Source organism: Exiguobacterium sp. N4-1P (genome assembly GCF_002214325.1).
Map to the genome: position 1 here is coordinate 242,574 of NZ_CP022236.1, position 15,982 is coordinate 258,555.

At 48.8% G+C, this 15,982-nt stretch carries 14 protein-coding genes; 9 read left to right on the forward strand and 5 right to left on the reverse strand.

What is annotated here, in order from left to right:
- Positions 1-372: 372 nt before the first annotated feature.
- The 6 genes from A0126_RS01385 to A0126_RS01410 all read left to right on the forward strand — a co-directional run bounded on the left by A0126_RS01385 (position 373) and on the right by A0126_RS01410 (position 8,834).
- On the forward strand, positions 373-2,508 hold the full coding sequence (locus tag A0126_RS01385; protein ID WP_088836119.1) for a (Fe-S)-binding protein: 2,136 nt from the start codon (positions 373-375) through the stop codon (positions 2,506-2,508).
- A gap of 140 nt (positions 2,509-2,648) precedes the next feature.
- On the forward strand, positions 2,649-3,047 hold the full coding sequence (locus A0126_RS01390) for a MerR family transcriptional regulator (RefSeq protein ID WP_088836120.1): 399 nt from the start codon (positions 2,649-2,651) through the stop codon (positions 3,045-3,047).
- 36 nt (positions 3,048-3,083) lie between these two features.
- Positions 3,084-4,397, forward strand: coding sequence for a hemolysin family protein (locus A0126_RS01395; RefSeq protein ID WP_088836121.1), 1,314 nt, complete (start codon positions 3,084-3,086; stop codon positions 4,395-4,397).
- 610 nt (positions 4,398-5,007) lie between these two features.
- Positions 5,008-6,702, forward strand: a complete 1,695-nt coding sequence (locus A0126_RS01400) for a LytS/YhcK type 5TM receptor domain-containing protein (RefSeq protein ID WP_088836122.1) — start codon at positions 5,008-5,010, stop codon at positions 6,700-6,702.
- A gap of 178 nt (positions 6,703-6,880) precedes the next feature.
- Positions 6,881-7,909, forward strand: a complete 1,029-nt coding sequence (locus A0126_RS01405) for an aldose epimerase family protein (protein WP_088836123.1) — start codon at positions 6,881-6,883, stop codon at positions 7,907-7,909.
- 70 nt (positions 7,910-7,979) lie between these two features.
- On the forward strand, positions 7,980-8,834 hold the full coding sequence (locus A0126_RS01410; RefSeq protein WP_088836124.1) for a DegV family protein: 855 nt from the start codon (positions 7,980-7,982) through the stop codon (positions 8,832-8,834).
- Between the two features lie 59 nt (positions 8,835-8,893).
- Here A0126_RS01410 and crcB (A0126_RS01415) read toward each other — a convergent pair whose 3' ends face one another.
- Both crcB (A0126_RS01415) and crcB (A0126_RS01420) read right to left on the reverse strand, forming a co-directional pair.
- Complete coding sequence (crcB, locus tag A0126_RS01415) at positions 8,894-9,253, reverse strand: fluoride efflux transporter CrcB (RefSeq protein WP_088836125.1); 360 nt, start codon at positions 9,251-9,253, stop codon at positions 8,894-8,896.
- Positions 9,250-9,654 (reverse strand): fluoride efflux transporter CrcB, encoded by a 405-nt coding sequence (gene crcB, locus A0126_RS01420; RefSeq protein ID WP_088836126.1) that lies wholly within the window; start codon positions 9,652-9,654, stop codon positions 9,250-9,252. Before crcB (A0126_RS01420) ends, crcB (A0126_RS01415) begins: the two co-directional genes overlap by 4 nt.
- Before the next feature lie 145 nt (positions 9,655-9,799).
- Between crcB (A0126_RS01420) and A0126_RS01425 the strand changes: the two genes are divergently transcribed.
- Positions 9,800-11,275 (forward strand): methyl-accepting chemotaxis protein, encoded by a 1,476-nt coding sequence (locus tag A0126_RS01425; RefSeq protein ID WP_088836127.1) that lies wholly within the window; start codon positions 9,800-9,802, stop codon positions 11,273-11,275.
- Between the two features lie 104 nt (positions 11,276-11,379).
- Complete coding sequence (locus A0126_RS01430) at positions 11,380-12,309, forward strand: NADP-dependent oxidoreductase (RefSeq protein WP_088836128.1); 930 nt, start codon at positions 11,380-11,382, stop codon at positions 12,307-12,309.
- 153 nt (positions 12,310-12,462) lie between these two features.
- On the opposite strand, the gene A0126_RS01435 is transcribed toward A0126_RS01430, so the two are convergent.
- Together A0126_RS01435 and A0126_RS01440 are read right to left on the reverse strand one after the other, a co-directional pair.
- Positions 12,463-13,236, reverse strand: a complete 774-nt coding sequence (locus tag A0126_RS01435) for a nucleotidyltransferase domain-containing protein (RefSeq protein ID WP_088836129.1) — start codon at positions 13,234-13,236, stop codon at positions 12,463-12,465.
- A gap of 172 nt (positions 13,237-13,408) precedes the next feature.
- Complete coding sequence (locus tag A0126_RS01440; RefSeq protein ID WP_088836130.1) at positions 13,409-13,765, reverse strand: winged helix-turn-helix transcriptional regulator; 357 nt, start codon at positions 13,763-13,765, stop codon at positions 13,409-13,411.
- Between the two features lie 121 nt (positions 13,766-13,886).
- Here A0126_RS01440 and A0126_RS01445 point away from each other — a divergent pair, with 121 nt between their 5' ends.
- Positions 13,887-14,738, forward strand: a complete 852-nt coding sequence (locus A0126_RS01445) for a VOC family protein (protein WP_088836131.1) — start codon at positions 13,887-13,889, stop codon at positions 14,736-14,738.
- Between the two features lie 359 nt (positions 14,739-15,097).
- Here A0126_RS01445 and A0126_RS01450 read toward each other — a convergent pair whose 3' ends face one another.
- A complete protein-coding gene (locus tag A0126_RS01450; protein WP_088836132.1) occupies positions 15,098-15,892 on the reverse strand; it encodes an NUDIX domain-containing protein in 795 nt (264 codons plus the stop codon).
- Between the last annotated feature and the right edge of the window lie 90 nt (positions 15,893-15,982).

A 15,982-nucleotide genomic window follows, 5' to 3' on the forward strand; every position in this document is an offset into this window, starting at 1 on the left:
AGTCCTTTTGATTAGTTATACTGATTGTATCAAACGATTGAAGTCTTGCCAAGACGGGCGATTCATCTCCCACACTCTGGGCTTCGCCCCAAGACGCTTAGAGGTGGGAGAATTCTCGCTAAATTTAGTTAAAATCACCGCGGAAAAACTCCGGGAAAAACCCAAAAAAGAACGTCGTCCATGAGAAACCGGCTTTTACTTCTTTTACTAAACCACTCGGATGTTGCAAAATCCCCCCTATTTGAAGTGAAATTTTAATAGAAAAGTCAATGTAAACGTAACCAAAAATATCAAAATAATGAATGAATAGTCATTCATTATATGCTATACTCATCTCAATACAACTGCTTTAGGGGGAAAGGGGCTTGTTTCATGGGGACATTTTTACTGATTAACTGGATTGCCTTCCTGCTCATCGTCGGGTATGCAGGTTATCTATTCGTGACGCTCGTCAAGAGCCGTTACGAAGCGATTCGTCGGGGGAAAAAGGCGGAATGGGATATAACGAATAAAGAACGGTTCAATTCGGTACTCGTGAACGTCTTTGGACAAAAGAAATTACTTAAGGATAAAAAGAGTGGGACGATTCACGTCATGATGTTCTACGGCTTCTTACTCGTCCAGTTCGGAGCGATTGATTTCATCTGGAAGGGACTCGCAGTCGGACAACGTTTTCCACACATTCCACTCGGTCCACTTTATCCAATCTTTACGTTCTTCCAGGAAATCGTCATGCTCGTCATCTTGGTTGCGGTCGTTTGGGGATTCTACCGTCGCTATGTCGAGAAACTGGTGCGCTTAAAACGAAACTTCATGGCAGGACTCGCCTTAATCTTTATCGGTGGATTGATGGTCGCAGTCTTATTCGGCAACGGATTTTTCCTCGTCTATGAAAATCATTCGACACTCGGTGAACCCGTTGCGTCTGCCATCGCCTTCTTGTTCAGCTGGGTACCGGAACAAGTCGCATTCGGACTGTTCGTCTTCTTCTGGTGGGCCCATTTACTGTTCTTACTCAGCTTCATGGTCTACATCCCGCAAGGCAAACATGCCCACTTAATCGCCGGTACGGCCAATGTCTGGCTCGGTCGGACGTCAAAAGTCGGCCGCCTTGCACCGATCGACTTGTCTGTCATGGAAGAAGCGGAAGATGACGATGCCGAATTTAGTTTCGGGGTCAATAAAATTGAAGACTTCAACCAAAAACAATTGGTCGATCTGTATGCCTGCGTCGAATGCGGACGCTGTACGAATATGTGCCCGGCGAGCGGAACAGGGAAGATGCTGTCGCCGATGGACTTAATCGTCAAGCTGCGGGATCACCTCAACATGAAGACGGCAGCGATCACACAAAAATCACCGTGGGCACCTGCCTTTGCCTTTGACGGATCACAAGGGAATCAGATTGCGTCCCTTGCTGCAGCCGGTCAAATGGACATCGTACCCGATTCGTTGATTGGCAATGTCATCACGGAAGAAGAAATCTGGGCGTGTACGACATGCCGTAACTGTGAAGATCAATGCCCGGTCATGAATGAACATGTCGACAAGATCATCGACTTACGTCGCCATCTCGTCATGATGGAAGGGAAAATGGATCCGGAGATGCAACGGACGATGGCGAACATCGAACGTCAAGGGAATCCATGGGGCATGAACCGGAAAGAACGCGAAAACTGGCGCAAAACGCGCAAAGAACTCGTTGTTCCAACGGCGAAAGAAAAGAAAAAGGCCGGCGAAGAATTCGAGTACCTCTTCTGGGTCGGTGCGATGGGCTCGTATGACAGCCGCAGTCAAAAAATCGCGATGGCATTCGCCCGCATTCTGAACGAAGCGGACATCTCGTTCGCGATTCTCGGAAATGATGAGAAGAACTCGGGTGACACACCACGCCGGATCGGAAACGAAGTCTTGTTCCAGGAACTTGCGGAAGCGAACATCAAATCGTTCGAAAAATATGGTGTCAAAAAAATCGTCACAATTGATCCGCACGCCTACAACACGTTCAAAAACGAATATCCGGACTTCGGACTCAGTCCGGACGTCGAAGTCTATCACCATACGGAGTTACTGGCGCGCTTGATTGACGACAAACGGATCACGCCGATGCATGAAGTCAAAGAACGTGTCGTCTATCATGACTCGTGTTACCTCGGACGGTACAACGACATCTACGACGCTCCCCGTTACATTCTTGAAAAAATTCCAGGAATCACGCTCGTCGAGACGGAGCGGAACCGGGAAAAAGGGATGTGCTGTGGTGCAGGCGGCGGGATGATGTGGCAAGAAGAAAAAGTCGGAGCCCGTGTCAACGTCGCTCGGACGGAACAGCTGTTGACGGTGCAACCATCTGTCATCGGTTCTGCTTGTCCATACTGTCTGACGATGCTCAGCGATGGAACGAAAGCAAAAGAAGTCGATGAATCCGTCGCAACATACGACGTCGTCGAATTGCTCGAACGTTCAATCGTCGGGACACCGATGAAAGAATCAATCGCTACGGTATGAGTAATGACCACTTGCGCGTCTTCGTCACGGAAGACCGGCGAGTGGTCTTTTTTTGTGAATACATGTTTCAAAGCAAGCACAACGTTGTACTGTACGGTTTTGACATGCTATGATAAAAATACAAATTGCTGTGAAAGGGGGTGAGAATCTTTGGGAAGGCGCTACTTAAAATCGGTCAGGTCGCGGAGACCACCGGCTTATCAAAACGGACGATTGACTATTACACGTCGCTCGGTCTCTTAACGTCAGAACGAACGGCGGCAGGTTACCGGTTGTATCCGGAAGATGTCGTCCATCAAGTCCAAAAGATTGAATATTTAAAGACACAGCGGCTTTCCTTACAAGAGATTCTTGCTTCATTTACGGAACGGGAAGAAAAAACGGGAGATGTCATTTATCAAGAAGTACAGCAGCTTCAAGATACGGTCAAAGGGTTAGAGCGACGTCTGCTCGAATCGACAGAGTTCGAAAAACAAGAGATTCGTCTTGAGTTATCGCGTCGCCTCACCTTGATTGCATCGTTGATCGCCCAGCTGTAAAACTAATAACTGGAGGTGACCCCTTTTTAGGGGATTTTGGATACTATACTTTTCATCAATTTATTTTTAGTGGTGTTGTTGATTGTGTTAACAGCGTTTTTCGTCGGGTCAGAGTTTGCGGTCGTTAAGGTTCGGATGTCGCGTCTCGACCAAATGATTCAAGAAGGCAATAAGAGTGCGATTCTTGCTAAAAAAATCGCCGGTGATCTCGATTATTACTTGTCTGCCTGTCAGCTTGGGATCACGGTGACAGCACTTGGACTCGGGGCGCTCGGAGAGCCGACCGTCGAAAAGATTCTCCATCCTGTCTTTGACGAATTCGGCGTCTCGGCTGCCGTCTCGACACTCTTATCGTTCGGAATCGCCTTCATTTCCGTGACATTTTTACACGTCGTCATCGGGGAGCTTGCGCCAAAAACGCTTGCCATCCAGTATGCGGAAAAAATGACTTTGATTTTCGCACGTCCCTTGTTCATTTTCGGAAAAATCATGTACCCGTTCATTTGGTTACTCAATGGATCGGCACGTCTGTTCCTTGGACTTTTCGGTGTGAAACCTGCTGGACACGAACAAGCCCACTCAGAAGATGAGTTGAAAATCATCATGGCACAGAGCTTCCAAAGTGGTGAAATCAACCAAACGGAACTTGCCTTGATGCAAAATGTTTTTGCTTTTGACGAGCACGTCGTCAAAGATTTGATGGTCCCGCGGATGCGGATGGCGACGATCTCAGAGCGTCTCTCAAAAGCGGAGCTGATGGAAATTTTCATGGACAATCCGTTTACCCGTTACCCGGTAACGGAAGAAAATGATAAAGACCGTATTCTTGGCTATATCAACGTCAAAGAAGTCTTGACAGATTTCGCGAACGGACATGAATATCCGGTCACACATTACTTGAAGGATTTACCGGTCGTCTCAGAATCGACGTCGCTTCAGGATACGTTACGAAAAATGAAAGAAACCCGTTCACATATCGTCCTCGTCGTAGACGAATATGGCGGTACGGCGGGAATCGTCTCGATGGAAGATTTACTTGAAGAAATCGTCGGTGAAATCCGTGACGAATTTGATACGGATGAAGTCGAAGAAATTCAAGAGTTGCCGAACAACGAATATCTCGTCGCAGGAACGGTCTTACTAGAAGATTTGGAAGAACGTTTCGGTCTGCGGTTTACGAACGATGAAGATGTCGATACGATCGGTGGCTGGATTCAGATGCACAACATCGATCTGCAGCCAGGCGAACATATCGATACAGAGACGTTCTCTGTCGAAGTGATGGAAATGGAGAACTATCAAATCAATCAAATCAAACTGTGGTTGCACCCGCTCGAAAAAGCAGAATAAGAACAACATGCAAAATCCTCTTGAGCCAATCAAGGGGATTTTAGCGTGTAGACAACGTGATATCGGAAGATAAAAGTGTCTTTTTTCGTTGCTTTCCTCGGGCGAGGCGCAAGCCGTTGCTCCTTGGTCCTCACGGCCGACGAGCAGGGTCTTGCCTGCCTCTGAAAGTGCGTTAAAAACGCACTTTTTCCCGTAGGAGTCAACGAAACGTGACGCTTTTTAGGTAACATCGTGACGGAAAGCCGGGCATGCAGATGGTTTAGAGCGCAAGCCGTCTCGAATCGCTTTAGAACCGCGAAAAGCAATCGGTCGCGACCCTGCAGCTTTGCTGTAGCGGCGCGGAAGATTGCCGCTTTGAAGACGAGGCGAGACAGGGAAACGCGAACTGATTACTTCTCGATATTACATTTTTGCGTTTCATAAGAGTTTGTCTACAGTCTAAAATCCTCTTGAAATCATCAAAGGGATTTTTTTGTTGCTGCGGGAATCAATTTTTCAGAAATCATATCAGTGTGTGAATAACGGATCGGGAAGTAGGGAAATCGTCGTGTCGGCTTGAATACTACTAAAAAGAGAATTCATCGTGTCGTTCACTAGAGGGAGGAACCTTGTGTTAGACTTAATCCCGTTTTTACTCAGCCGGCTTGGTATGCTGGCGTTGCTTGCATTTTTATTGTCGCAGTGGCGAACGTCACGGCACGTCTTTAAAACATCGACGAGTCGCTCGCGTCGACTCGCCTTGCTCAGCATATTCGTCGTCTCGGGTATTTTGATGAACTATGCCGGAGTTGCCGTCTCCTCGAATCAAACGATTGATCCGTTGCTTGGACTTGCAGTGACCGATGATCAATTATTGATTGATACGCGTCTAACGATTATCGTCACGAGTGGACTGCTCGGTGGTCCCTTCATCGGTGGACTGACGGGTCTCCTTGTTGGGTTTCATCGTTTTTTGCTCGGTTCGATGGGAGCAGAGACAGGATGGTTCATCGCCGTCGTTGCCGGTACTCTCAGTGGTCTCTACAGTCGTCGCTGGCGCTTGAAAGATAAATATACATTATTACAACCGATCGCTCTCGTCATGAGTATGGTTATCCTTGATTTAGGATTGGCCATCTTGCTCGCGGATGATCCGTCGGAACTCATCGTGATTGCGAGTCAGGCGGTCTTCCCGATGCTGTTTGCAAACACGATCGGGATTATCGTCTTCATCGTCATCTTACGGACGCAACTCCGATTCGAAAAGGAATTGTTTGTTCGCGAAAGTGCCCGTTCCTCTCGATTGTTGGCTGTCATCCGTCCACTTCGAAAAGAAGGCATGACAGCAGACGTCGCCTGTCAGATTGGCACGACCATTTTGGAAGAAACTAAAATTGACCGTGTCGTCTTACTTGGACCTGCAAAAGTGCTCGTCGATATTGAAGCGGGGGAAACACCTGTGTACGGCGGCAGATTTCAACCGAATGTACAACGTTGGATTGAAGAAGCGGTTCCGTTACAAGTCGAAGACCGGACGACAAACCAAATTCTATCGTTTCATCCCTTACAGATGGATGGAGACAAGGCCGGTATCGTATGTTATTTTCCGAGTCATTTGTTTGATGACACGATTGAACAGACGACGGAACAACTCGTTCAGCTGTTTGCGCGTGAGCTCGTGACGTATCGAGAAGAGCAACTCGAAAAACGCTCGCTCCCTAAAATGAAACCGTTCCTCCATCCGAATTATTTACGGGGAATCGTGGACGAAATCCATCAGACGGCTGATCCGGGGACGCCGGTCAAACAACAGCTAGGCTCTTTGCTCCAACTATTGACGGCAGCACGCTGGGTCGAAGATCATCCACTTCGTGACGAAATCACAACCTTAAAAGCCTATCTCGCTCTCGAAGGGACAAGGCGACGTCAAAATCAGTTGACCCATGCGGATATCACGATTGATTTAGATGTCGAGACGGCGATTGAGGAGACGCTCATCATGCCATTCCTGTTAACGAAGTTAGTCGACAATGCGTTACGGCATGCGTTTTCGAAAGTCGGTCGTCGTTCACAAATTAACGTGCGTGCTTTTCGTCAGGAGAACGATCTTGTCTTAGAAGTCAGCGATAACGGCGTCGGAATCGGACCAGATGTGAAACGACGGCTCGAAGAAGATGCTTTGACGGAGACGAGCACGTTGTTTTTACTACGACGGACGCTCGATATCAAGTATGGAAAAGCCGCGACGTGTACGATTCACTCTCGTCTCAACCAAGGAACGCGTGTCGTGCTAACCTTGCCGCTACCAGTAGTTGAGGAAGGTTGACTCAGAACTCAATATGACTGCATCAGCAGGAATCGTCTTGAAGTGAAAATCGGATTCGACAGGTGTCGAGTCCGGTTTTTTAGAAAGGGGACGTTTTTGCGGGTACTGTTGTTTTTTTTTAGGAGAAGGTGGGTAAAAATGAAAGCAGGCAACGATAAGATATAGGAGGAAGAAGCGGATGATTACAAAAAAAGAAGTCGGACGATCCGGCGAACGACCGATCATCGCTTTTACATTGATGAATCGATTGGGACACAGTGTCGACCTGTTGAACCTCGGCGGTAAAATCACGGCGATTCGTGTACCTGATAAGCAGGGGAAGATTGAGAATGTCGTTCTCGCATTTGACGAGCTCGACCAATATTTAGATGATCCCCATCATTTAGGTGCGACGATTGGTCGTGTCGGGGGACGAATCGCCAATGGGGCTTTCGCGCTCGAAGGGATGAACTACCTACTCGAACAAAACGAAGGAGATCATCATTTACATGGAGGGAGTGTCAACTGGTCGAATCGCTTTTTTGATCATGAGATTGAAGGCGATTTGCTTCACTTGTCACTTGTCAGTCCGGATGGAGAGAATGGATATCCGGGACAGCTCGATGTGCGATTGACGGTCGAGTGGACGGATGAGGATGCATTGACGTTGACGTATGATGCGACGACGACGGCTTCAACACCGTTTAGTCCGACGAACCATACGTATTTCAATTTAACAGGAGACGCGAAGACGACAGTGGAGCAACACCGATTGCGGATGGATGCGCCATTCTATGTCCCGCTCGATCAAGACGCGTTACCGACGGGTGAAATTTTATCCGTTCATGAAACCGTTTTTGATTTTCGGACAGCGCGGCCGTTATACGAAGTGACGCATGCTCCTGACGAAGCGCTCCGTCAGGTCGGAAGCGGAGTCGATCATCCCTTCCTTCTGAAAGAGGGGGGCGAAATCGTCCTCGAAGAACCGGTCAGTGGTCGGACGTTACGTGTCGTGACAGAACAACCGGGTGTCGTTGTCTATACGGGCAACCATTTAGGGGGAGACTTTACGATTGCCGGTCGTCGCGCGACGCCTTACCTTGGCATCTGTTTTGAGACACAAGGACTGCCGGACGCCATCAATCAACCTGATTTCCCATCCGTCGTCTTACGCGCGGGCGATCGGTATCAAAAGCGGACGACCTTCCAATTTAGCCGAATACAGTGATGTTTCTCGCGAATATTAAGTTCGTATGTGGTAGGATAAAGCGAGAAGAATCTAACGGAGGCATAAGAAAATGACTAAAATAGCATGGGTGACCGATAGTATGGCCTATTTCAAAAAGGAAGAGGCAGACGCAATCGGCGTCAATGTCGTACCGATTCAAATCTTGCTCGGGGATACTGCCTACAACGAAGACACGATCACTGTCGAGCGTTTGTTCCGCGCACTTGATGCGGACAAGAAGTTGGTCGCAAAGACATCACAACCAATCTTCGGCGAGTTCGTCGGTACGTATGAACGCCTAAAAGAAGAAGGATATGATTGTGCGATTGCTGTGCACTGTACGAATGGATTATCAAGTACGGTCCAAAGTTCTGCATCAGCTGCAGAAGCGGCAAGTTTCCCAGTCCATATCATCGATTCGCATACTGCGTTTGAAAACCAACAAGAGTTCATTCGTTACGGGATGGATCTTGAAGCACAAGGAAAGACTGTCGAAGAGATTACAGCAGCTTTGACGAACTTATCGAAACGGACGCATTTTTATATGATCGTCGGGAACATGGAGACGATGCGCCGCGGTGGGCGGGTTTCGTCAGGAGATTTATTCCTCGCGAACTTACTCAACATCAAGCCAATCATCACGACGGACGAAGCGGGGAAAATCGTTCCGTTCAAAAAGGCACGTTCACTTAAAAAAGCATATATCGAAATGATTAAACAAATCGAAAATGCGATGCGTCAGAAGACATTCTATAAGAACCGGATTTATGTCGCGACGACGCTTGCGCCAGACATGGCAGCCGATCTGCGGAGCAGTGTCGCAGCGAAGTTTCCGGAATTGACGATTCTTGAAGGGACGTTCGGTCCAGCGATTGGAACACATGCCGGAGCAGAAACAGTCGGCCTTTTCTGGTTGAATGATTAAATGAAAAAAATAAAGCAGGTCTGTCCTTCTCCGCTCAGCGGACGAGGCAGACCTGCTTTTTAGTTTGTTGCGAGTGCACAGACGATACCAAGAAAAGCTGCACTGATGCCAAGGACATAACTTGTCCCGAGGTAAAGAGCGAGTGTCCGTCTATTTTCATGTTGGAGCAGTTGGAGCGTCTCGAGCTTAAAGGTCGAAAAGGTCGTAAACGAACCGAGAAATCCCGTCCCGAGAAACAACGTCCACGTCGAATCGAGATGAAGACCGATGACGAGACCGAGTAAAAAAGAACCGCTGACATTACCGATGAATGTCGCGAGCGGGAAGTCGCGTGTCCAAAACGTCTTCGCCCATTGGCTGAGTGCAAAACGACTGATGGCACCGAAAAAAGCACCGATTCCGAGTGCGAGCAGTGTCATGTGTTGTCCCTCCTTGCCGCGAACTGCCGGAGCCGGCGCGTCCCGAGCGCGTAACCGAGGTACGAACAAAATAATCCGCCGAATAGACTAAGAAGGACATAAAGTGCGGCGAAGCCATATAGACCGGTCCGCAGTAACGTGACCGCTTCGACGCTAAACGTCGAGAATGTCGTGAACGAGCCGATGAAGCCTGTTCCGAGCGCCGTCATCGCATATTGATGAAGTAAATTTGTACGGAATAAAAAATGTGTTGCATACCCTAAAACGAAACAGCCGAGAAGATTAATACAGACCGTTGCGACGGGAAACGTCCCTGTCGCCAGTTGACCGATTGTTAGACTAAGACCGTACCGTGCCGAGGCACCGAGTACACCGGCGAAGCCGACTAAAACATACAGCATTGTCACCCATCCTCTACCTATAGCATATTTTCAACATACGCTGTTCAGAATCAAGGCGTCAAGTGGGTAAAATAGGCAAATCACTAAAACTCTCACGCATTGAAACCGATAGATGAGTATACGAATGAGAGAAGGAGTTTTGCAGATGGTGTCACCGCTCGAACAGCTCAGTACTAAAATATTGTCCCGCCTCATCCCAACGTTAATTACAGTCGCCCATCCGTTGATTTTCATTTTTGCCCAGATGGATTATGTCTCGATGCGAGCTTTTTATCAATTTTTGATCGGTGGTATCATCTTGACGATAGCATTACTGGCCGGGAATCAATTTTTCGGGCAGCACCCGATTGGGAAGTACATTCAAATCACATTGACCTATTTGGTCCTGGCGCTCGTCCTCGTCACTTTGCCGACGCAGAGCATTTGGACGATTGCCTATCTGTATCTCGTCATGTCGATTGTCTACTTGATTCCCCGGATTGTCGTGATGGCGGGAGTACTCGGTCTGCTCGAACTTGTCATGTTTACAAGCATCGGAACGGTTGAGTTTACGAATCTGTTCGACTTGATCGTTGCGCTTGTCATTTACTTGATGATTTTTGCAGCAGCCGTCTTTGTTGCTGTGTTCGGTCGCAATGTCATGACGGAAGTTCAGCGTCAACAGGAAAAAGCGGAAACGTATGCAGAAGTCTCTCGGACGACGCTTGCCCAATCCGCGGCAACAGCGATAGACGTGACGACGTTCACGGAAGATATGAGTGAAACAGTCGATACGGCAAAAGCCTCATTCGAAAAAATCGATGACGCGATGAAGATGCTTGCGGCAAACTCAGCGAAAAATGCGACATCCGTCCGTCAAATTCGGCAAATGAATGAGAGTAACGTCCAATCGATTGCTGACGTCACACTAGCCGTCGATCGCGCTCTCGAGCGGAGTTCTTCTTCAAAACTCACGGCCGAGAACAGTCAAGAGACAATCAGTGAAGCGGGCGAGTCACTCCAACAATTGACGGTCAGCATGGGTGAGTCCGTGACATCATTCGGTCAGCTCGCAGGACGATTCCAAGAAATCGTGACGATCACGTCGAGCATCAACGCAATCGCGACGCAGACGAATTTGCTGAGCTTAAATGCTTCAATCGAAGCTGCACGGGCAGGGGAATTCGGAAAAGGGTTCACCGTCGTCGCACAGGAAATTCGCAACCTGTCGTCACAAACGGCAGAGGCATCAAAAGAAATCAATCAAATCATCGAACGGGTTGAACGTGACGTGACGAATACGGGAAGTGCGATCAATGCGAGCACGACGTTACTCCGTGAGCAAGAGGAACGGATGCAGCGGAGTCAGCAAGCCTTGCAGACGATCGCATCAGACTCATCCGATTCGGTCCAAGCGATTAGTGGCGCCCGTCAGCAATTCGCAACGATTACGAGTAGTTTGACGGATATCACGCAGGCGACAGAACAGCTGGATGCCTTCATGGATTTGTTATTGACGAGCAGTGATCAATTATCAGGTCTGACCCGGTCGCAAGTCGAACAGATTCGTGACTTGCAGCACGCGATTCATGCGTTGAACGCAACGGCATCGACGCTCCGTGAAACGACAAAAGAAGGTTAATGAGTAAGCACATCGCCCTACACGCGGTGTGCTTTTTCGTTTGTGGAATAAGCAGAATGGGAAGATAGTAAAGGTGAATGAACAAATTAAAGGAGGACGATGAGATGAAAGCAGCGTATATCGAACAATATGGTGGGTCGGATGAGTTCAAAGTAGGAGAGATTGAGCAACCGACAATTGGTGCAGATGACGTATTGATTGAAGTTCATGCAGCGAGTGTCAATCCGGTTGACTGGAAACTGCGTGAAGGGTACTTAAAAGAGATGCTCAGTTACGACATGCCGCTCGTCATCGGCTGGGATGTATCGGGTGTCATCAAAGAAGTCGGAGCAAACGTGACCGATTTGAAGGTCGGAGATGAAGTCTTCAGCCGCCCGGATATTGCCCGTCAAGGCACATATGCCGAGTATGTTGCGGTCGATGCCCATCTCGTCGTCAAAAAGCCAGCCTCCCTGAGCTTCGAGGAGGCCGCATCATTGCCACTCGTCGCGCATACGGCATGGCAAGTCATGTTCGAAGTGATGGATGCGAAACCGGGTGACCGGATTTTCATCGGTGCCGGTTCAGGTGGCGTCGGGACGGTCGCAATCCAGCTCGCGAAAGCACACGGCTTGTATGTCGTCACATCAACGAGCACCCCGAACGTCGATTGGGTCAGTGAACTCGGAGCCGACGAAGTCATCGATTATAAACAACAAGATCCGGCAGAAACCGTGCGTGACCTTGATTTCGTTTTCGATACGATGGGGGGAGACGGACAGGGCAAACTATACAAAATGCTTAAAGAAAATGGAATGCTCGTCTCGATTTCAACGCCGCCGAACGAAGAGGAAGCAAAACAGGCGAAGGCACGCGTCGAATATGTCTTCATGCAGCCGACAGGCGAACGGATGAAAAAAATTGCGGAAGCCGTCGAAAAAGGTGAACTGAAACCCGTCGTCGACCGGATCTTTGATCTTGAGGATACGAAACAAGCCCATGATTACGGAGAAGAAGGGCATGCGAAAGGTAAAATTGTCATTAAAGTGAAATGACGCGGGAACGTCTTGACTCGAACTTTGAGTCAGGGCGTTTTCTAAACGTCACCTTACGTTAGGATAACCGGAACAGCAAACAAAACTCCCTTCAATATCCGAAGGGAGTTTTGTTTGTAGGTTAAGTAATATTCGACAAAAGCGACGACTTGTTCAACGGGAAACAGACGCTGAGCGGAGGAGACGGTCGAGTAACACGAGTGTCTCCGGTTGATTCTGTAATGTCGTCTGCAAAAAGGAGCGTTCCTGCTCGAGTAACGCAATATAGCGGCGTCCTGCTTCTTGATACGTCGCCGGGACGAGGACGTCATAAACGGCCTCGAACGGGACACGCTGGTCGTCCGGTAAGTAATCTGAAATCGTCTTTAGTCCGAGCTGCGCCCGCTCCGGCAGATAGTGGTGCAACAGGACTTTTGCGAACTTCGTCAACGCACTGCGTAACATTTCGACCGCCCATAAGCCGTTGCCGCGCGCGGCGGCTTTTTGATACTGGAAGTAGAACCAGACGGCATCGATTGCCTCGTCTTCGAATTCCTGCTGCGACAGGGTCAGAGACGTTTCTTCGATAAACGGTGCTAACTGATTTTTTGGATCATACAGGACGCGGATGGCATCTTTTTGATTTAACGAAGTGGTCGTGACGGTAAATAGGTCGACATGTAACAAGTCATCATAGACCGCAATCATTTGTGGGGCGACGATGAAAATGTCATCGTGCCAAATGACGGGCCGGTACGCTTCAAGGTGCGCCAGACGACGAGGCAGGAACTCCGAAACAGTCCCTTCTGCGACGAGGCAGTAGAGGTCGAGGTCGGAATGAAAATCTTCCTCGCCGCGACCGAATGAGCCTTTCAAAAAAATCGCTTCAACGGTCGGATCCTGTTTGAGCCGATCTGTAAGTTGTTCGATGGCATATAGCTGGTGCATAAGTAAGTCACTCCTTCAAGCAGTCTATTTCTTCAGTATACGTGAAATAAGGGAGATTATTCCATTATCATTTTTACTGATTTCCTAAAGCGAGTGAGCAGAGAAAAATCAACAACACAAAAAGGGCCTGACTCAAAAGCCATCCCTTTAAATCATCAGCTGTTTCAAACCCTTAGCGTAAAGAAGCTGTATGTTGTTCTTGTTCTTTTTGTTCCATATGCACGGCATGCTGTTCGCCCCAATGGTTCATCACATTGAGGATTGGCATGAGTGTCCGCCCGTAATCCGTCAAGGAGTACTCGACGCGGGGTGGAACGACTTGGTAGATTTCACGGTGTACGATATCATTTAGCTCAAGTTCACGTAGTTGAGCCGTCAACATCTTTTGGGTGATGTTCGGTAGATGTCGTTTTAATTCACTGAAGCGGAGTGTCCCGTGAGTAATGAGCTCGAGCAAAATCGACGGTTTCCATTTTCCCGTCAAAATCTCGAGTGCAGTCTCGACGCGACAGATGGGTGTCTCTTGCATCATCGTTCCTCCTTCGTAGTATCTTTTTAGAAACTATACCACTTTTTTGTGCCTACTTCCGTTCACGTTGCTTCCGGGGGATAATGAACCTATGAAGTGAACGTACAGGAGGAATAACAATATGACAATCCATTCAGAGATTACGCTCGGACCGGTCAGCTTACGGATTACGGATTTAGACCAATCGATTTCATTTTACCGTGACCTGCTCGGACTAACGGTACTCGAACAGACAGGGAACACGGCGACGCTTGGTGCGAAAATGACACCACTCGTCGTGCTGGAGGAGCAGAAAGATGCACGACGTCTCGCACCCAATTCAGTCGCGGGACTGTATCATTTCGCGATTTTATTGCCAAGTCGAAAAGAACTTGGTTTCGTCATCCGCAACTTGATTTCAAATGACGTTGATCTTGGTCAAGGCGACCATCTCGTCAGTGAAGCGTTTTATCTATCCGATCCGGACGGGAACGGGATTGAGATTTATGCCGATCGTCCACGGGAGACATGGTCTTATGAGGCGAACGGGGACGTCAAGATGACGACAGACCCCGTCGATTGGCAAAGCATGCTCGTTGAGGCAGGCGAAGAAGACTGGTACGGAATGCCGGCAGATACGGTCATGGGTCATGTCCATTTCCATGTCAAATCACTCGAAGCCGGACGCGCCTTTTATGTCGACACGCTTGGTTTTGAAGTGGCGACCGATGCGTCACGGATGAAAGCCTTATTTGTTGCAGCGGGTGGTTATCATCACCACATCGGGATGAACCTGTGGGCAGGAGCGGACGCGCCAAAGGCACCGGGCGACGCCGTCGGACTGGATTATTGGACGCTCGTTTATCCAAGTGCATCCGTGTTAGAAAAAGCGGTTGCTGCGATCGATGCTTCGCTCTACCGAGTAGAGCGGACGGAAGACGCGGTGTACGTCACGGATGATGCCGGCATTACGGCACGACTGGTTACGAAATAATGAAAAATGAACCTTCTCATCACAGAGAGGGTCCATTTCAGGCTATAGACAAAGTGCCATCGGGAGATAAGCGTCTGTTTTCGTTGCTTTCCTCGGGCGAGGCGCAAGCCGTTGCTCCTTGATCCTCACGGACAACGAGCAGGGTCTTGCCTGCCTCTGAAAGTGCGTTAAGAACGCACTTTTTCCCGCAGGAGTCAACGAAACGTGACGCTTTTCAAGTAATATCGTGACAGAAATCTAGTCATGCAGACAGGGTAGCGCGAACGGATTGCTCCTCGATATCGCATGTACACGCTTCATAAGAATTTGTCTACACGCTTAAATGGACCTTCTCATTGGAGAGGGTCCATTTTTGTCAGTTAATTTTGTCCGGATAAAGCAGACGGGGCATTGCCATCGTAACGACTGACGAGTTCATACGGTCGGACGGTATAGAGGGCATGCGGCAGGTAAACGGGATTCATCGCATCGAGTGCACGGATTTGGAAATGCTCACGTTTGATATAGGTGTCGACGTTCTCACGCGTGACAGGGAAGAAGCCGACGTCCGTCGTCTCGCCTTCTTGTGCTTGCAATTCACCGCTGACGTACGTCCCGCGGAAGGCGACGCAGATGATGTGACTTGATATATTTTGATAGATGCCGGTAATGCCGTCGATCGTGACGTCAACACCGGCTTCTTCTTTGACTTCACGTTTGACGGCATCGAGAATCGATTCATTGTTTTCGACTTGTCCGCCCGGTAGCTCATACGTGTCGCCACGATGGAGGTTGCGGACAAGCAAGACTTCACCAGCATCGTTCGTGATGTAGGCAGTGACGCTGACGATTGCACGGGGTGGTGTGTAGACACCTGTCGCCGTCATGAAATCTTCCGTCGATTTGATGTAGAGGTTTTTCCCGAGGCGGGCGCGTTTCTTCATCGCTTCCCTGCGTAAGGCGCTGTTGCGGACATCACGGTCGACTTGCTCATAGTGCTCCCGATCGCGATATTCCCAAATGGCGATGACTTCATCTTCCGATTCCGTCACCCAGCGACCGACGAGACGGGCACCGTGACTGATTTGTAGGGGAAAGAGATAGGTGTGAAAGAACTCGGTAAATTCCTGTAGTCGTTCCGGGCGAATCGTATAGGTCTTCCGGCGATGTAACATGAAAATTCCTCCTCTATCATACAAGCAGATATACGTTCAGGTTCTTTATTACACTTCTCTTATCGTAAGCGGATTCCCTTCTTTTTCAAA